The 15,669-nt window shown below is 73.3% G+C and carries 10 protein-coding genes and 1 pseudogene; 6 read left to right on the forward strand and 5 right to left on the reverse strand.

Annotated elements, in window-relative coordinates; genetic code table 11:
• Window positions 1-3 precede the first annotated feature (3 nt).
• The 5 genes and pseudogenes from ACFYVL_RS16880 to eccE form a co-directional block, all read right to left on the reverse strand.
• On the reverse strand, window positions 4-3,525 hold the full coding sequence (locus tag ACFYVL_RS16880) for an AAA family ATPase (RefSeq protein ID WP_389245408.1): 3,522 nt from the start codon (window positions 3,523-3,525) through the stop codon (window positions 4-6).
• 1,236 nt (window positions 3,526-4,761) lie between these two features.
• A pseudogene (locus tag ACFYVL_RS16885) lies at window positions 4,762-4,884 on the reverse strand (SCO5717 family growth-regulating ATPase); the annotation flags it as partial.
• A gap of 675 nt (window positions 4,885-5,559) precedes the next feature.
• The gene (locus tag ACFYVL_RS16890) at window positions 5,560-5,793 is read right to left on the reverse strand and encodes a DUF397 domain-containing protein (protein ID WP_389245310.1); all 234 of its coding nucleotides are present in this window, start codon (window positions 5,791-5,793) and stop codon (window positions 5,560-5,562) included.
• A gap of 176 nt (window positions 5,794-5,969) precedes the next feature.
• Entirely contained in the window at window positions 5,970-6,668 is a 699-nt protein-coding gene (locus tag ACFYVL_RS16895; RefSeq protein ID WP_389245409.1) for a hypothetical protein, read from the reverse strand.
• Between the two features lie 56 nt (window positions 6,669-6,724).
• Entirely contained in the window at window positions 6,725-8,179 is a 1,455-nt protein-coding gene (gene eccE, locus ACFYVL_RS16900; RefSeq protein WP_389245312.1) for a type VII secretion protein EccE, read from the reverse strand.
• Window positions 8,180-8,360: 181 nt separating this feature from the next.
• On the opposite strand from eccE, the gene eccB reads away from it, so the two are divergent.
• The 6 genes from eccB to ACFYVL_RS16930 all read left to right on the forward strand — a co-directional run bounded on the left by eccB (window position 8,361) and on the right by ACFYVL_RS16930 (window position 15,646).
• Window positions 8,361-9,935 carry a type VII secretion protein EccB gene (gene eccB, locus ACFYVL_RS16905; RefSeq protein WP_389245314.1) on the forward strand — a complete coding sequence of 525 codons (1,575 nt, stop codon included), beginning with the start codon at window positions 8,361-8,363 and terminating at the stop codon, window positions 9,933-9,935.
• 107 nt (window positions 9,936-10,042) lie between these two features.
• Entirely contained in the window at window positions 10,043-11,377 is a 1,335-nt protein-coding gene (mycP, locus tag ACFYVL_RS16910) for a type VII secretion-associated serine protease mycosin (RefSeq protein ID WP_389245316.1), read from the forward strand.
• A 235-nt stretch (window positions 11,378-11,612) separates the two neighbouring features.
• Window positions 11,613-12,083 (forward strand): hypothetical protein, encoded by a 471-nt coding sequence (locus ACFYVL_RS16915; protein WP_389245318.1) that lies wholly within the window; start codon window positions 11,613-11,615, stop codon window positions 12,081-12,083.
• Entirely contained in the window at window positions 12,080-13,966 is a 1,887-nt protein-coding gene (locus tag ACFYVL_RS16920; protein WP_389245320.1) for a hypothetical protein, read from the forward strand. The genes ACFYVL_RS16915 and ACFYVL_RS16920 overlap by 4 nt, the downstream gene beginning before the upstream one ends.
• A gap of 26 nt (window positions 13,967-13,992) precedes the next feature.
• Entirely contained in the window at window positions 13,993-15,225 is a 1,233-nt protein-coding gene (locus ACFYVL_RS16925; RefSeq protein ID WP_389245322.1) for a S8 family serine peptidase, read from the forward strand.
• 58 nt (window positions 15,226-15,283) lie between these two features.
• Window positions 15,284-15,646, forward strand: coding sequence for a WXG100 family type VII secretion target (locus ACFYVL_RS16930; protein ID WP_389245324.1), 363 nt, complete (start codon window positions 15,284-15,286; stop codon window positions 15,644-15,646).
• The last annotated feature ends 23 nt before the right edge of the window (window positions 15,647-15,669 follow it).

A 15,669-nucleotide genomic window follows, 5' to 3' on the forward strand; every position in this document is an offset into this window, starting at 1 on the left:
GCCCTACTGCTGAGGGGCTGGCGGAGCCTGTGGCGGCTGCTGGGCCGCGTCGCCCGGCTCGCCGGGCTGCCCCGGCACGACCGGCCGACCGGTTGCCTCCGGCTGCCCCGGCTGACCGCCGGGCTGACCCTGCTGCGCGGGCAGCGGCATCGGCATCGGCTGCTGACCGGCGGGCTGGGGCTGCGCGTGCGGAAGCTGCCCGGGGACACTCGGGGGCAGCGGCTGCGCGTGGGGCGCGGGCTGGCCCTGGGACGCGTGCGGGTCCTGAGGCGCGGGCTGGCCCTGAGGTGCGGGCTGGCCCTGTGGTGCGTGCGGGCCTTGGGGTGCGGGCTGACCCTGGGGTGCGTGCGGACCTTGGGGTGCGGGGGCCTGCTGCCAGCCGCCGGGGGACTGGGGCTGCTGCGGGTGCGGATGCTGGTGCGGGTAGGGCTGCGGGGCACCGCCGACGGGCTGCTGACCGGGGGCGTACTGCCCCGGCTGCGGCTGACCGTGCTCGGGCGCCTGCGGCTGGCCGGGGTAGCCCTGCTGTCCGGGCTGTCCCGGCTGTCCCGGCTGGAACTGGCCCGGCTGCGGCTGTCCGGGCTGCGGCTGCCACTGCTGGCCCGGCTGCTCCGGCTGCCCCTGGTGCTGGGGAGCGTACGGCTGCTGCGGGTACTGGCCAGGTACCTGGGCCTGGCCCGGCACCTGGCCCGGCACCTGCCCGTGGCCCTGGTGGCCGGGCATCGGCGGGGCGAGGTGCGGCGGCGGGTTGCCGTCCGCCGTCCACAGGCCCTGCGCCTGCTGCGCCCGTACGAAGTCCTCGGCGACCAGCGCCGACAGGTGGAAGTACGCGTCGCGCGTCTTGGGCCGCATCATGTCGAGGTCGACCTCGGCACCCGCCGACAGGTGCTCGTCGAACGGTACGACCACCACGCCCCGGCAGCGCGTCTCGAAGTGCTGCACGATGTCGTCGACCTTGACCATCTTGCCGGTCTCGCGCACCCCGGAGATCACGGTCAGCGAACGCTGCACCAGGTCCGAGTACCCGTGCGCGGAGAGCCAGTCCAGCGTCGTCGACGCACTGCTCGCACCGTCCACGGACGGCGTCGAGATGATGATCAACTGGTCGGCCAGGTCCAGCACCCCGCGCATGGCGCTGTAGAGCAGACCGGTGCCCGAGTCGGTCAGGATGATCGGGTACTGCTTGCCGAGCACGTCGATCGCGCGCCGGTAGTCCTCGTCGTTGAAGGCCGTGGACACGGCCGGGTCGACGTCGTTGGCGATGATCTCCAGGCCGGAGGGGGCCTGTGAGGTGAACCGCCGGATGTCCATGTAGGAGTTGAGGTACGGGATCGCCTGGACGAGGTCGCGGATGGTTGCCCCGGTCTCGCGCCGCACCCGGCGGCCGAGCGTGCCGGCGTCCGGGTTGGCGTCGATGGCGAGAATCTTGTCCTGGCGCTCGGTGGCGAGGGTCGCGCCGAGGGCGGTGGTGGTCGTCGTCTTGCCGACGCCGCCCTTCAGCGAGATCACCGCGATGCGGTAGCAGGAGAGCACCGGGGTGCGGATGAGTTCGAGCTTGCGCATCCGCTCGGCCTCCTCCTTCTTCCCGCCGAACTTGAAGCGGGACCCGGCGGAGGCGTTGCGGCTGCTCTTCGGCTTCTGCTTGTTGTTGCGCAGCAGGCGCTCGGAGGACAGCTCGACGGCGGCGGTGTACCCCAGCGGAGCGCCCGCGTGCGAGGCCTGCCGCTGGTCGTGCGCCACGGGCGACGGCCAGGCCGCCCCGGTACGGGGGTCGACCGGAGCACCGGGAGCGGCCCCGGCGGCTTCGGGGTGCTGGGCCTGCGGAGGCTGCTGGGCGGGCAGCGCCTGCTGTGCCTGCGGGGGCTGCTGCCCCTGCGGGTGCGGCTGTTGCTGCTGCGGTACGGGGGCCTGGTGCGGCGCCTGCCCCGGCTGGGGGTGGGCGGCCTGGGCGGCCTGTGCGGCCTGGGCCGGGTCCTGCTGTGCGGGCAGCCCCGGAGCGGCGGGCTGCGGGAACCCGTAACCCTGCGGTGCCGGAGCGGCGTTCGCGGCCTCCTGCGGTACGGGGCCGGAGGCGTCGGGCGCCGAACTGCCCTGCGGAGCGGCCGGGTTGGCGATCCCGGCGGGCTGCGGGAAGCCGTACCCGGGCTGCGCGTCGCCGGGACCGGCGGCCGAGGGGGCCTGCGTCGCGGCGGGCGGCTGCGGGAACCCGTATCCGCTCGGCTGCGGGACGCCCGGCGCCGGAGACGCTGCCTGCTGGCCGGGGACCTGCGCGCCGAACGGCGGCTGAGGCGCGGCCGGGGTGCCGGGCGCACCGGGCTGCGGCTGCTGCACGCTCTCGGGTGCGGCGGGTGCGGCGGGTGCGGCCGAGGTGGCCTGCGGCGCGGCGGGCGGCTGGGGGAATCCGTACCCGCCCGGCTGCGGTCCCGGAGCGGGAGCGCCCGGGAAAGGTGCCTGCGGGGCGGCGGGCCCGGTGCCCGGCTGCGGCGCGGGCTGGGTGCCGTCGGGGCGGGGGAATCCGTAGCCGTCCTGGGGCGCGCCGGGAGCGTCGGGACTGCCCGGGGTGCTCGGTGCGGCGGGGGCCGCTGACGCCTCCGGTGCCGGGGTGCCGGGCTGCGGGAATCCGTAGCCGCTCTGCGGTGCGCCGGGTGCGGGGGTGCCAGGTGCCGGTGCGCCCGGTACGGGGAGCGGCTGCGGGAAGCCCGCGCCCGGAGCACCGGGGAAGGGCGCCTGCGGCGCGGGCGGCTGGGCGCCCGGGTGGCCGGCCTGGGGTGCGGGCTGGCCTGCGGGCTGTGGGAAGCCGTAACCGTCTTGGGGTGCCGGGGTGTTGGTCGGCTGTGGGAAGCCGTAGCCGGCCTGTGGTGCGCCGGGGGCGCCTGGTGCCTGCGGCTGGGCGCCCGGGTGGGCGGCCTGGGGTGCGGGCTGGCCTGCGGGCTGTGGGAAGCCGTAACCGTCTTGCGGCGCCGGGGTGTTGGTCGGCTGCGGGAAGCCGTAGCCGGCCTGTGGTGTGCCGGGGGTGCCCGGTGCCTGCGGCTGGGCGACCTCGTAACTGCCCTGCGGTGCGGGGTAGTTCTGCTGCGGCGGGAAGCCGTGGCCGCCCGGGGCCGGCTGCTCCGGGCCCTGCGGGAACCCGGGGGAGCCCTGCGCCTGCTGACCGGACGTCTCGCTCGACGGAGCCGGGGAGTTCCAGGACGACGGCGTGCCGGTCGGGGTGGGCCACTGCGGTGCCGTGGCGGGTGCCGCCGGCTGGAAGGACGGGGGAAGCGGCGGCAGGCTGCCCTGCGGCGGCGCCGGCGGAGTCCAGGACGGTGCGGCGGGCGCCGCCGTACCGGCCGGGGCGTCCTGCGGGTCACTCGCAGCGGACGCGGCGACGGCGTCCTGGGGCGAGTCCTGCGGAGCCTGGGGCCGCGCGTCCCCGGGAACGGCGTCGGTGATCCCGTCGTACGGGGCCGGGGCACCGCCATCGGCGGTGTCGGCGGGGGAGCCGTCCCCGGCGGTGCCGTCCGCCGTCGGTGCGTCCGTGGGCACCGCGTCCGCGAGGTAGCCGGGCGGTACGGAGTCGCTCGGTTCCGAGCCGACCGGCGCGGGGTTGTCGGAGGGGCGGTCCTTCGGTTCTCCGTCGTTCCCGGGGGCCTCGTCAGCGGCGAAAGCGCTCGCGGCGGCGTCGGCCGTCGGGCCGGGGGTGGTGAAGCCGTCCGGCGCGGAGACGTCCGGTGTCGTACCCGCAGTGGCGGGCTCGGAGGTGAAGGCGGCCGGGACGGAGTCGCTCGGCTCGTCCGCGTACGAGCCCGAGCCCGTGTCCGAGGCCGCGTCCTGGGCCGAGTGCGCGGCCGGTGCCGGGTCGGGGGCAGTGCTTGCGAACGGGGCCGGGTCCGGGTCCGTGGCCGGGGTCTTGTCCGAGTCCGGCGAGAAGCCGTCGTACGCGTCCCCGGCACGGTCCGCGAAGGGGGCGGCGGCGTCGGCGGTGTCCGCGCCGGACGGCAGGTCGTCCGATGCGGTGCCTTCGGCGGCCCGGTCCGTGAGGTCCGGGGTCTCGCCGGAGGGACGGTCCGGGTCGTCGGAGCCCCAGTTCAGGCCCAGCGGGCGGTCCTCGGCGGAGGAGGCGTTGCCGGGCCGGTCCTCGGAGTCGTCGGCGGAGTCGTGTGCGCCCTCCGCCGCTTCCCCGGCACCGGGCGCCGCGGCCTCCGGCTCCGTACCGAAACCGGCGGAGTTCCCGGCCGCAGTCGCGGGGTCGCGCGCCTCGTCGGCCCCGGCGTCGTGAGCGGCGGAGCTGTCGTGGCCGGTCAGGGAATCGTGATCGGTCAAGGAGTCGTGATCGGCCGAGGAGTCGTGACCCGTCTGGGATTCGTGACCGGCGGAGGAGCCGTGGCCCGTGGAAGCGGCTTCACCGGCCGCGGTGCCGGGACCCGCGGAGGCGTCCGGACCGGCGGCGGTCGCCGCGTTCCTGTCCTTGTCCCCGTCCCCGGTCGCCGCATTCAGGTCCGTACCGGACCCGTCGCCGCCCGGGTTGTCGTCCTTCGCCGTGTTCGTGCCGGCGGCGGCCTCTTCCTCGGCGGCCATCTTCGCGAACTCGCGCTTGAGGGCCGCGGGCGAGAACCGCATCGTGGCCCCGCTCTCCAGGTCGCCGCCCCCGAACGCCTCCGGCTCACCACTCGCGGCACTCGCGGTTGCGCCCGTACCGGAGGCGTCGACCGCCCCCGGTGCCGTACCCGGAGCGGCTGCCGGTGCCTGGGCCGGAGGGGGGCCCGCGGGGTTCGCGTTCTGCGTGTACCAAGCGGGCGGCGTGTAGTCGATCGTGAACTCGCCCGTCTGGTCGGCCTCCGAGTCGGGCGTCTCGTCTACGGGCACGTTCCAGCCCTCGCGGATCTCGTCCCGCTCGCTGTTCACATTGCCTCCTGCTGTGGTCGAGCACCCTGGTGCCGTGCGTAGTGGGTGGGGTGACCGCTTCCGTCGTCCGATCCGCTCGGCACTTCCCCGTGTCCTGCCGTGTCACCGCCTGCACGCGACCGCTTGCGTGCCGCTGCCCGCGTATGACTCCGGGGCCGCCGGCCCGCCCGGTTCCCTGCCCGTTCGCAGGTCCGCCGGCGCCGCCTGCCGCGCCCGTGCGTCAGCCTAGTCGTCAGTACTGCCCCTGCGGCAGGCCCGATCAACCGCCGAACCGTGCCTCCGACGCCACTTGTTGCCCAGAAGTGACTTCCCCGCACCCCAGTGTGACGGTCAAAACGGTCACAACTCGACATCTCCGTACGGAAAGAGAGCCGCTCGTCCGCCGGACCCCGCGCCAGTCAACAATCGGGTGTCGACACCTGTGGCGAGCGTCATGGTCGGTGCCGCCGCACCCCGCGGACGTACGCGCGCACCGCACGACCGAGCGGCCGTCCGGGCGTCCCGCGCCCCGACGACCGCTCGCACGAACCTGTCCCGCACCGGTCACCCGTCGTCCCCGTAGGGGCCACCCGCCGGCCACGTACCGGCGGCCGGCGCACCGGGTCCGCGTCCGGCCGTAGCCCCGAAGCCCGTAGCCCCGTAGCCATGTCCGGTCGCAGCTGCGCCCGACCGAAGCTATGTCAGGTCGAACTCGCCGTCCCGCGCTCCCAGCACGAACGCCGTCCACTCCGCCTCGGTGTACCTCAGCACCGTCCCCGGGTCCGCGGACGACCGCATCGCGACCGCGCCCTCCGGCAACCGGGCGATCTCGACCCGCTCCTCGGCGTCCTCGGTGCCCGGCGCGCCGAGCCACTCCACGTCCGAGATGTCGAGGGCGTAGAGCGCGTCCTTCTCCTGCTGAGTTCCCATACCGGCTGTCCCCTTCGCTGTCCGTACGACCCAACCGTCGCTCTCGCGAACGCCGTTGCCAAGCCCATCGTGCCCGATGGGCAGGCGGGGGGTTGCGCCATCGCCACGATCGTGATCCCCGTACGGGTGGAGTGTCACCGGCGGGCGGACGCAGTGGGCCAAGGTGGTGCAGGGGCTCAGTCCATCCGGCGGGCAGGTCCCAGCAGCGCGCCCTCCACGTCGGTGGGCGCGGTGGTCACCCAGTGCCGCTCGTGGCCCGCCGCCCACAGCGTGACCCCGTCCCCGAGGCCCGGCAGCGCGGCCGTCTCCTCCGGTGTCAGCCCCAGCAGCCGGCCGATCTGGCGGGCCTCGTCCGGCGACACCCGCTGCACCCCGACGAGCGAGGCCTCCCGCACCAGCCGGGGCGCCACCGGGCTCAGGTACGGCAGCAGCGTCAGCACCGCCTGCCACGGCGACGCCAGCACCCGGCCGCGCGGCGGACGCATTCCGCAGTCCCGCACCACCAGCACCGGCGAACCGCCGACCGCGCCGCTCGGCGGCACCCGGCCCACCCCGTGCAGGGCGATCGGGTCGAGCCCGCCGCCGCTGCCGGCGGCCTGCGCGAGCTGCTCCCACATCGGGGCGCGCCCGGTCTCCACCAGCACCCGCGCACCGGTGCCCGCCGTGCGCAGCGCCAGCACCTGCGCCGTCCAGACACCGCCGATCAGCAGCACCTCGTACGGGGCGGGCCGGTGCAGCCCCAGCACGCGCGCGGTGCCGCCGGTGTCCTCGCCGAGCAGGATGCCGTCGTCGCCGACCGGCAGGGCGAGCGCGCCGAGCCCCGCCGTGTCCACCGTGTGCCCGGGGTGCCGGGGGCCGCGCAGCCCGCGCGGCATGACGTCCCGCAGCCGCACCCCGGCCCCGCCCGTCCGCCGTGCCGTACCCGTCCGCCTCATCGCGACGCACCGCCCAGCGGCAGCGTCGCCAGCACGCCCGGCAGCTGTTCCCGGTCGAGCCGTACCAGAGCGACCTTCGCGGAGCCCGCCATGCGTTCCAACTCCTTGCGTACGGAGATCAGTTGGGTGTCGGTGTCGCCGGTCACCCGGACGTGCCCAGCCACCGCCGTCGCCCCCCGGTGCGGACCGCGCCGCACGGTCAGGCTCACCGTCGTGGCGTACGAGGGGACCTCGGCCAGCGCCGAGAGCACCCGGGGCAGCGGCGTCGCGGCCCGCCCCAGCTCGGGCCAGCGGCCCACCGCGTACGTGGTGTGCCAGCGGTCGTCGCAGGTCCACACGCGGGCCGTCTCGGCGCTGCGGCGGGGGCGCCCCGCGGGGTCGGGGGCGTGCACGGTCCGTGCGCAGGTCGCGGTCGCCAGGGCCGAGTTGAGCTCCTCCTGGTCCAGCACGGCCGCCCGGAACCCGGCACCGGTGACCCGGCTCGCCACGTGGTCGGCCACCCGCACCAGACAGCGCTGCGCGCCCGCCACACCGCCGCCGCGCGCCTCGACCGCCTCGTGGGCGGCCCGGGGGTCCAGCTTCAGCGCGATCCAGGTCATCCGCAGCGCGGGTGCCGCGGCCTGGAGCTGGAGGGCGGCGTGCGTGCGCCGGGCCGCCGACTGCTCCGGCAGGTGCGGGGCGGGAGCCGCCCGGACCTGCTGGACCAGCTGGGCCGACTCCAGCACGATGTCGTCCACCTCCAGGCAGTCGCCCAGCAGCGACAGCGGCAGCGCCCGCGCGCCCGAGGCGGGCCGCAGCGCCTCCCCGCTCGCCTCGACGCGGACGACCGCGGTCAGGAAGGTGCCGTCGCCGAGCATGCCGACGGTGCGCCGGTCCCGGTCGACGTAGGTGTACGGGCCGAAGCCGGGGACGTTCTCGGCGACCGGGGCGAGCGCCGGGTCCGGCGCGGACTCGGGGGACGCGCCCGGTGCGGGGGCGGGGGCCCCGAAGGCGGCGGCGCGCCGGGTGCGGGCCCGGAAGGCCAGCACCGCGGTCAGCCAGTCGAGTCCGGCGCGGCCCCGGCGGCGTACCACGGCGAACAGCAGCAGGAGGACCGCCACCACCGGGCCGACGATCAGCCAGGCGCCGCCGGCCAGCCAGCCCAGCCCGGCCGCCGCCAGGGCCAGTTCCAGCAGCACCAGCTGGCGCAGCGGCAGCGCGAGGGTGCGGCCGGTGCGGGACAGCGGACGCAGTCCGGTCTTCGCGGGCGGTGTTCCCGGGGCCGTCGTGCTCCCGGAGCCGGCCGCCGCAGCTCCGGCGGCTCCCGCGCGGGGGCCAACGTCGCCCGCCGAAGTGTCGCCCCGTACTGCCGCGTTCGATTCATTGCTTCGTTGCCGACGGGAAGTGGTTCGTCTGATTCCGGGTGTTTGCGGTGCGTTCCGCCCCTCGCGCCCGCGCGTTGTCGTCGCCATCGCAGCCTCCCCGTCCCGCCTCTGCCAGTAGTCCCCGCCGGGATACTGGATCGGGCGATCACAGTACCGGAGCAGCGAGTTACCGGGACCGGCAGGCATAGTGGGGCCCGGCACCACAGCGGGAGGCTCGGTGCGGACCGGGGGAAACGCGCCTTGAGCGGGGAGAGGGAACAGCGGACAGATGGCATCACGTCGGGACGAACTCAACGCCTACACATTTGCGAAGCGGAGACTGATCGCACAGTTCCTCCAGCCCAGTTCGACCGGTTCGGAAGAAGGTGCGCCCCGTCCGTTGCGCGCCGTCCTGCCGGGTGTGATCGTCGGTGTGGTGGTCCTCGCGGGGTTCGGCGCCTGGGGGATGTTCAAGCCGGTCGCCCCGAAGGAATGGGACAAGCCGGGTGAGAACGTCATCATTGCCAGCAAGTCGACCACTCGCTATGTGGTGTTGAAGACCGGCGGCAAGACACAGCTCCACCCCGTGCTCAACATGTCCTCCGCACGACTTCTCCTCGACCCCGACAAGGGCAAGGTCGTCAACGTCGACGAATCGGTGCTGGACAGCGGCAAGATCCCGCACGGCGCGACCCTCGGCATACCGTACGGCCCCGACCGGCTGCCCGACCCGAAGGAAGCGGGCGCGAGCAAGCGCTGGGCGGTCTGCGAACGCCAGGGCGAGGGGGGCCGGGCCATCGAGAAGGCGGTGTTCCTGTTCGCCGAGCGCGAGGCGGCCAGGACCGAGGGCCCGTCCCGGCTCACCGGCGGCGACCTGCTGTACGTCGAGGGCCCCGGCCCGGCCCGCACCCGCTACCTGGTGGACGCGGCCGGAACCGCGTACCCGGTCGGCCGTGACGAACTCCTGCTGCGCCAGCTCGTCGGCCAGGGCCGGGTCCCGCAACGGGTCTCGGCGGGCTGGCTGGCCACCCTGCACCGCGGCGACCCGGTCGGCTTCCCCACCCTCTCCGCGGCGGACGGCGTACCGAACACCCCGGCGGGCGCGCCGGGCGCCCTGAGCCCCGAGCAGAACAAGGTGGGCATGGTGCTGCGCGCCACCGACGGCACCCGCAGCCAGCAGTACGTGGTCCTCAAGGGCCGCGTCGCCCCCGTCTCGGACTTCACCGCCAAGCTCCTGCTCAACAGCCGGCCCATGGTCGGGCTCGGGCAGGCGGGCCGCCCGACCGAGGTCAGCGGCGGCGCCTTCGCACCGGGCGCGCCCTTCGGCTCGGACCGCAAGTGGCCGCAGGCCGCCCCGAAGCCGGTCAACTCCTCGGCCGCGAAGCAGACGCCCGGCACCGCGGCCCCCGGCGACGACGCCCGCGACACCGTCTGCAACGTGCTGCGCGGAGTCAACAAGTCGACCGGCGCCACCACGCTGAGCACCTGGGCCGGCACCGGCTTCCCGGCCCCGCTGCCGACGGGCGCGAGCAGCGCGTACGTCACCCCGGGCTCGGGCCAGCTCTTCCGCCAGTTCCAGGGCTCCACGACCAGCACCGGCTTCGTCTTCCTGGTCACCGACACCGGGCTGCGGTACGCGATGCAGTCCAACGGCGACAGCGCGACCGGCGACCCGGAGGGCGGCATCGGCAGGAGCGGCACCAAGGAGCAGCAGCAGGTCCGCCAGCAGGAGGCCGCCCAGGCGCAGAACCGCCTCGGCTACAAGACGGTCGAGCCCGCGCCGGTGCCGATGGCCTGGTCGGCGTTCCTGCCGACGGGCCCACGCCTGTCCACGGGCGCGGCGAGCCAGCCGCAGGGGTCGTGAGGGGGATGAGGGAGGTGAGGGGCACCTGGCGGCGGAGAGCCGCTTCGCGCGCGGACGCGTTCCGCACGTACACGCGTATCCGCACGGGAGTACGTTTCCGCACGAACATGCGGGCGTCGACGGCACGGCCCGCGCTGCCCGCTCGGGCGGTGCTGCGCGCCCGGCCTGTGCTGTCCGCACGGCCGGCGTCTTCCGCGCGGCCGGCGCTGCCGCTTCTGGCCGCGCTCGTGGCCGTACCGCTGCTGGGCCTGGCCGCCCCGGCCGCCGTCGCGGCGCCGCCGCCACCGGCGGACACCGGCCAGTGCACGTACCCGAGCAAGCCGTACGCGGGCCGCCCCTGGGCGCTCCAGCGCGTGCTCCTCGACGAACTGTGGCGGCAGTCCACCGGCAAGGGAGTACGGGTCGCCGTCATCGACAGCGGCGTAGACACCAAGAACGCGCAGCTCAAGCCCGCCGTCGACGTCTCCAGCGGACGCAACGTACTGCCCCCGGGCATCAAGGACGACCAGGGCACCCCCATCCCGCGCGGCAACGAGTCCGGCACCACGGACACCGTGGGCCACGGCACGAAGGTGGCCGGCCTGATCGCCGCCCGCCCGGCACGCGGCACGGGCTTCGTCGGACTGGCCCCCGGCGCCACGATCATCCCGATCCAGCAGAACGACGCCGAGGGCCACGGCAACGCGATCACCCTGGCCACCGCGATCGAGCACGCCATCGCCAAGAGGGCGCAGATCATCAACATCTCGCAGGACACGGCGAACGCGACCGAGCCGACCCCGATCCTGCGCCGGGCGGTCGACAAGGCCCTCAGCCAGGGCATCGTCATCGTCGCCTCCGCGGGCAACGACGGCCTGGGCGGCAACGTCAAACCGACCTACCCCGCCTCGTACCCGGGCGTGCTCGCGGTGGCGGCCTCCGACCGCAACAACGAGCGCGCCGCGTTCTCCCAGTCCGGCGACTTCGTCGGGGTCGCGGCGCCGGGCGTGGACATGGTCTCCACGGTGCCCGGCGGCGGCCACTGCGCGGACAACGGCACGAGCTTCTCCGCCCCGTACGTGTCCGGAGTCGCCGCACTCCTGCGGGCCAAGCACCCGGACTGGACCCGCCAGCAGATCGTCACCCAGATCCAGCAGACCGCCGAACGCGCGGTCCCCGGCCACGACCGTCTGGTCGGCTGGGGCGTGGTCGACCCGGTCCGCGCCCTCACGGAGGACGAACACCCCCCACCCGCCACCCCGGCGCCGGACACGGGCCCACCCGACGTCCGCGCCCCCGAACCGGCCCGCCTGACCCTGGGCGAAACCCCCCAGGAACGCGACGCACGGCTGGCGACCTACGTGGTGGTGGGCGGCGGCGTACTGGTGGCCGCGATCGGAGGAGCGGCGGTGGCGACACGGGACGCCCGCCGACGCCGTGGCCGGCCGGGAGAACCGCGATGAAGCCCCCGGAAGTAGCAGTAGCGAACCGGGATCACCGCAAGTCGGGACGGGTGGGACAAGTGGTCATCAAGGGTTGCGAAACTCGGGCAATCCCGGAAACAACCAGTCCAGTTAAGGCGGTTGGCATAGCCAGGTATCTGGATACAGTGATGCTTGTGTGACGGGTGGGGCTTGCGACGACTGCGATCGCAACCGGTGTGGGAAGTGCAAACGGGGACGGGGAGGACATGGGATCGTGAGCGATCTTGAAAAGGGAGTGGGCGCGCTGCGTCTCTTCCAGAAGCGGGTCAATGACCTGCTGACTGTGCTGGAGAACAGCGACGGGGGCCGTACGAAACTCGCGGCCCAGCGAGTCTCACGGGCGTCGCTGAGCGGCGGCAACGCGACGTTCGCGGAGGCGGACGGGCTGTTCGCGCAGTACAACCGCGTGCACCAGTCGCTGACTTCGCTGTCGAAGTCGTTGGGGGACCAGATCGAGGCGCTGAGCATCGGGGTGCATGCGGCCGAGGTCGGTTACGACAACGTGGATGAGGACGTGCGGCGGCGCTACGCGTTGATTCAGGAGCGCATTGAGAAGGCGCAGGACGAGGACAGGGAGAGGTACGCCGAGTACCGCAGGGGTGTTGAGGCGATACGGGAGCGAGACCGAGCCGGTCAGGCGCCCACAGCCGGCACCAGCGGCAAGGATGACGGGGGTGCGCTGTGACAACGCCCGACAAGGTTCTGGGAGAGCAGAGCCCCGAGGAACAGCAGGAACAGCGGGCGCGGGACCTGGAGGGGGTCAAGAACGGCGTCGACGGTGCCGACTGGAACCGCAATTATTCGGAGATGCGCGCCCTCCTGACTCCGCCAGGCACGCGACCCGCGCCCGTGCCCACTCCGCTGCTCGTGCCGCAGGGCATACCGGGGTTCGCCACCCGTACCAGCTTCGAGGGCCACGATCTCAACGCGATGATCGACCTGGTGGAACAGGCCAGCCCGACGGACCTGGAGAACGCGGGCGCGGCGCTCTGGAAGGCCAGGAACGCGCTACGGGCGGCGGCGAAGGAACTGCAGGACTACGTCGACAAGGTTGACTGGAAGGGCCAGGGCGCCACCGAGTTCCAGAAGTTCGGGCGAGGGCTCGCCACTCACGCCAGGAGCCTGAGCGACTTCGCCGACGTCGCAGGTACGCAGATCACGGTCGCAGGCACGGGACTGGCCTCGGTGCACAAGTCGATGCCTCCGCGTGATGGCCGATTCGTCAAGAGCAAGGTTGAAGACCTTCCCATGGTCAGCCAGGTCGAGGGCAACGCGTCCTACGACGGAGCGGTGAAGGTCGAGAAGGACCGCCAAGAGGCCATCAACCAGATGAACCGCTTGTCGTCGTTCTACGCCGTGTCCCAGCAGACCCTCGCGCTCCAGGAACCTCCTCGGTTCGAGCAGATCCTCAAGGCGAACGTGCCGCCGCCCAGCGGTGGCGGAGGGCCGTCCGAGGCTCCTACCCGGAGCAATCCGAGGGAGATGGGTGTGTCCCGGGCAACCGCCCCGCCCGCCACCGCCCGACCTGATGCCGTCCGGGGCTCGACCGAGCGGCAGGTCGACCCGCTCGGTACCCCGGCTCCTACGGCGCCCGGTGGGACGATCGGTGCTCCGGTCGGCGTCTCCCCGTCGCCCGGTGACGATGCATCGATGGAACTCGCCAGGACCGCGGTGCCGCCTGCTCCGACGCCCACGCCCGTCACGGGAGCACCTCCGCAGGCACCGGTCACCGCGCCCCCGGGCCAGGTCCTCGGCACACCTCCGCCGATGGCCCCCGGCTACGTGCCGCCGGTGCGGAGCGGACCGCCCGGCATGCCGGGCAACCAGATCGGCCGGACGGGTCAGCCGCCGTTGGGCCGTGCCGGGACGACAGGGCAGCCTCCGCTCGGACGTGCTGGGACGACGGGGCAGCCGCCCATGGGCCGCGCGGGAACCACGGGGCAGCCCCCGATGGGCCGCGCTGGGACCACCGGCCAGCCTCCGCTCGGACGTGCCGGCACGACAGGTCAGCCGCCCATGGGCCGTGCCGGTACCACGGGGCAGCCGCCGTTGGGTCGCGCGGGAACCACGGGTCAGACGCCGACGGGTCGCGCGGGCACCACAGGTCAGCCCCCGACCGGTCGGGTCGGTCGTGCCGATGGCATCACGGGCGGCAAACCGCAGCGCACACCCGCCGGTACATCAGGCTCGCGCATCCCCCGCGGGACGGTCATCGGCAGCGAAAGCACTTCGCAGCCGCGTACCGCAGGCACCCGTGTCCCCACGAACGGAGCCATCGGCGCACAGCCCGCAGCCGGTACGACGTCACGGGGCCGAACAACTCCTGCCACCAACGGCGTCGTCGGTATGCCGCGAAGCGACGCCGCATCGCAGAGAAGCCGTCCCGGCCGCCCCGACAACGGTGGCTTCACTCAGGGCGGGGCGGGACTCGTCCGGAGCCCGTCCGGTTCGCGCAAGTCCGAAGAATCCGGTGATCAGGAGGGCGCGAAGCGGCCTGATCACCTGACCGAAGACGAAGAGACGTGGACGGCAGGGCGCAGGGACTCCGCGCCTCCAGTCATCGGCTGAGTACGACGAAAGGCACGGAAGTCAGCATGACGGCAGGAACGAGCCAACAGCGCAGGCACCGGCGACGGATGCCGCGCGTTCTGGCCGCGATCGGAACGTGTGCCATCGGGCTCGCGGCTGCGGCGCCGCCTGCCGTTGCCGCCCAACCGGCGCCGGAGCAGTGGTACCTGGACCCGATGCAGGCGGAGGCCATGTGGAAGGTGTCCACGGGTAAGGGCGTCAAGGTCGCCGTGATCGGCTTTGGCGTAAGCGCGAGCACCCCTTCCCTGCAAGGCCAGGTTCTGCCGGGGAAGGACATCACCAAGAACGGAGCGGGGACGGAGACCGACGACCGCGACGGCCAAGGAACTACCACTGCAGAACTCATCGCGGGCACGGGCAACGGAGGGGGCATCCGTGGTCTCGCGCCCGGCTCGAAGATCGTTCCCTACCGTGTGCCCGTTCGCTCCCTGAAGGAACCCGCCCCTCTGCGCGACCCGGTCCACGCCGCGATCAAAGCCGCGGCAGACAGCGATGCCAAGATCATCAACATCTCATTGGTGAGTGATCATGTTCTGGGCAGTAGCGTCATGGAAGAAGACGTATACCAATATGCCGCGAAAAAGGGCAAATTGGTGATTGCGGGTGTGGGAGACAACGCCAAGACGGGCAACAAGGCGCAGTATCCGGCGGCCCGGGGCAGTGTTGTCGGCGTCGCCGCGATGGGACCGGACGGCAAAGTTGCGGACTTCTCGCATCGGGGGAAGGACGTCAATCTCACTGCGCCGGGCGTGAAGGTTCCTCGCTGGTGCGACGCGACGTTCAAGAAGTACTGCGAGGGTCAGGGCACTGTCGCCGCAGCCGCTTTGGCCTCGGCAGCGGCTGCCCTGGTGTGGTCCCAGCACCCGGACTGGACCGGTGCGCAGGTGCTGCGTGTTCTCTATGACACGGCTGACCGGAGCTGGGGAATGAAGCAGGACAATCCAAACTTCGGGTTCGGTGTCATTCGTCCGCGCGCAGTGGTGCTGGAGGGCAAGGGAAACCCCGGCAAGGCGGACTCCAACGCGGACGCTGTCTTCGTGTGGCCGGTGTTCCGTTACGAACCCGTTGATACCGCCTCACCCAGCCCCGCGCAAACGAAGCCCGCCCTGGCCACCTCCTCCCAGGTCGCCGACACCGGCAACAGCACCAACACGCCTTTCCTTGTCGGCGGCATCGCAGCCGCCCTGGCCCTGGCCGCCGGCGCCGCCGTGGTAATCCGCCGCCGCCGGACCCCCTGACCCCCGCCCCATCAGAACCACCCCACTTACCACTCACCCACCCGAGAGGAAGTCACCCATGTCAGACCGCCAGAGGCTTGACGATCACGGACTCACCCGCCTGCAAACCACCCTCACCAACAGCTTCGACAGCGTGAAGAGCCAGCTGCACCGCCTGAACGGGACCATCGACAACCTCGAAGGCCAGTGGCAGGGCATCGGCGCCGGCGCCTTCAACAAGAAGCAGGCCGAGGTCAACCAGAGCATCGTGCGCATCGGCAAGCTGCTCCTGAAGTTCCAGGAAGCGATCGAGGCCGCCCGCACCATCGGCGGCAACACGGAGGACGAGATCCTCCAGGCGATGCGCGGCGTCGACGTGGTGGACGGCTACCAGGGCGACGCGAAGGTCGAGGCCAACACCTCGAACCTCAACAAGTTCTGAGCCCGACCAGCACCACGCGCACC

The organism is Streptomyces sp. NPDC004111, from assembly GCF_042874215.1.
Lineage (GTDB): Bacteria > Actinomycetota > Actinomycetes > Streptomycetales > Streptomycetaceae > Streptomyces.

What these genes read in the sequence shown, in the direction of transcription:
- ACFYVL_RS16890 (WP_389245310.1), bottom strand. Translation starts at nt 5,793, where the DNA reads ATGGGAACTCAGCAGGAGAAGGACGCGCTCTACGCCCTCGACATCTCG.
- ACFYVL_RS16895 (WP_389245409.1), bottom strand. Translation starts at nt 6,668, where the DNA reads ATGCCGCGCGGGCTGCGCGGCCCCCGGCACCCCGGGCACACGGTGGAC.
- eccE (WP_389245312.1), bottom strand. Translation starts at nt 8,179, where the DNA reads ATGGCGACGACAACGCGCGGGCGCGAGGGGCGGAACGCACCGCAAACA.
- eccB (WP_389245314.1), top strand. Translation starts at nt 8,361, where the DNA reads ATGGCATCACGTCGGGACGAACTCAACGCCTACACATTTGCGAAGCGG.
- mycP (WP_389245316.1), top strand. Translation starts at nt 10,043, where the DNA reads ATGCGGGCGTCGACGGCACGGCCCGCGCTGCCCGCTCGGGCGGTGCTG.
- ACFYVL_RS16925 (WP_389245322.1), top strand. Translation starts at nt 13,993, where the DNA reads ATGACGGCAGGAACGAGCCAACAGCGCAGGCACCGGCGACGGATGCCG.
- ACFYVL_RS16930 (WP_389245324.1), top strand. Translation starts at nt 15,284, where the DNA reads ATGTCAGACCGCCAGAGGCTTGACGATCACGGACTCACCCGCCTGCAA.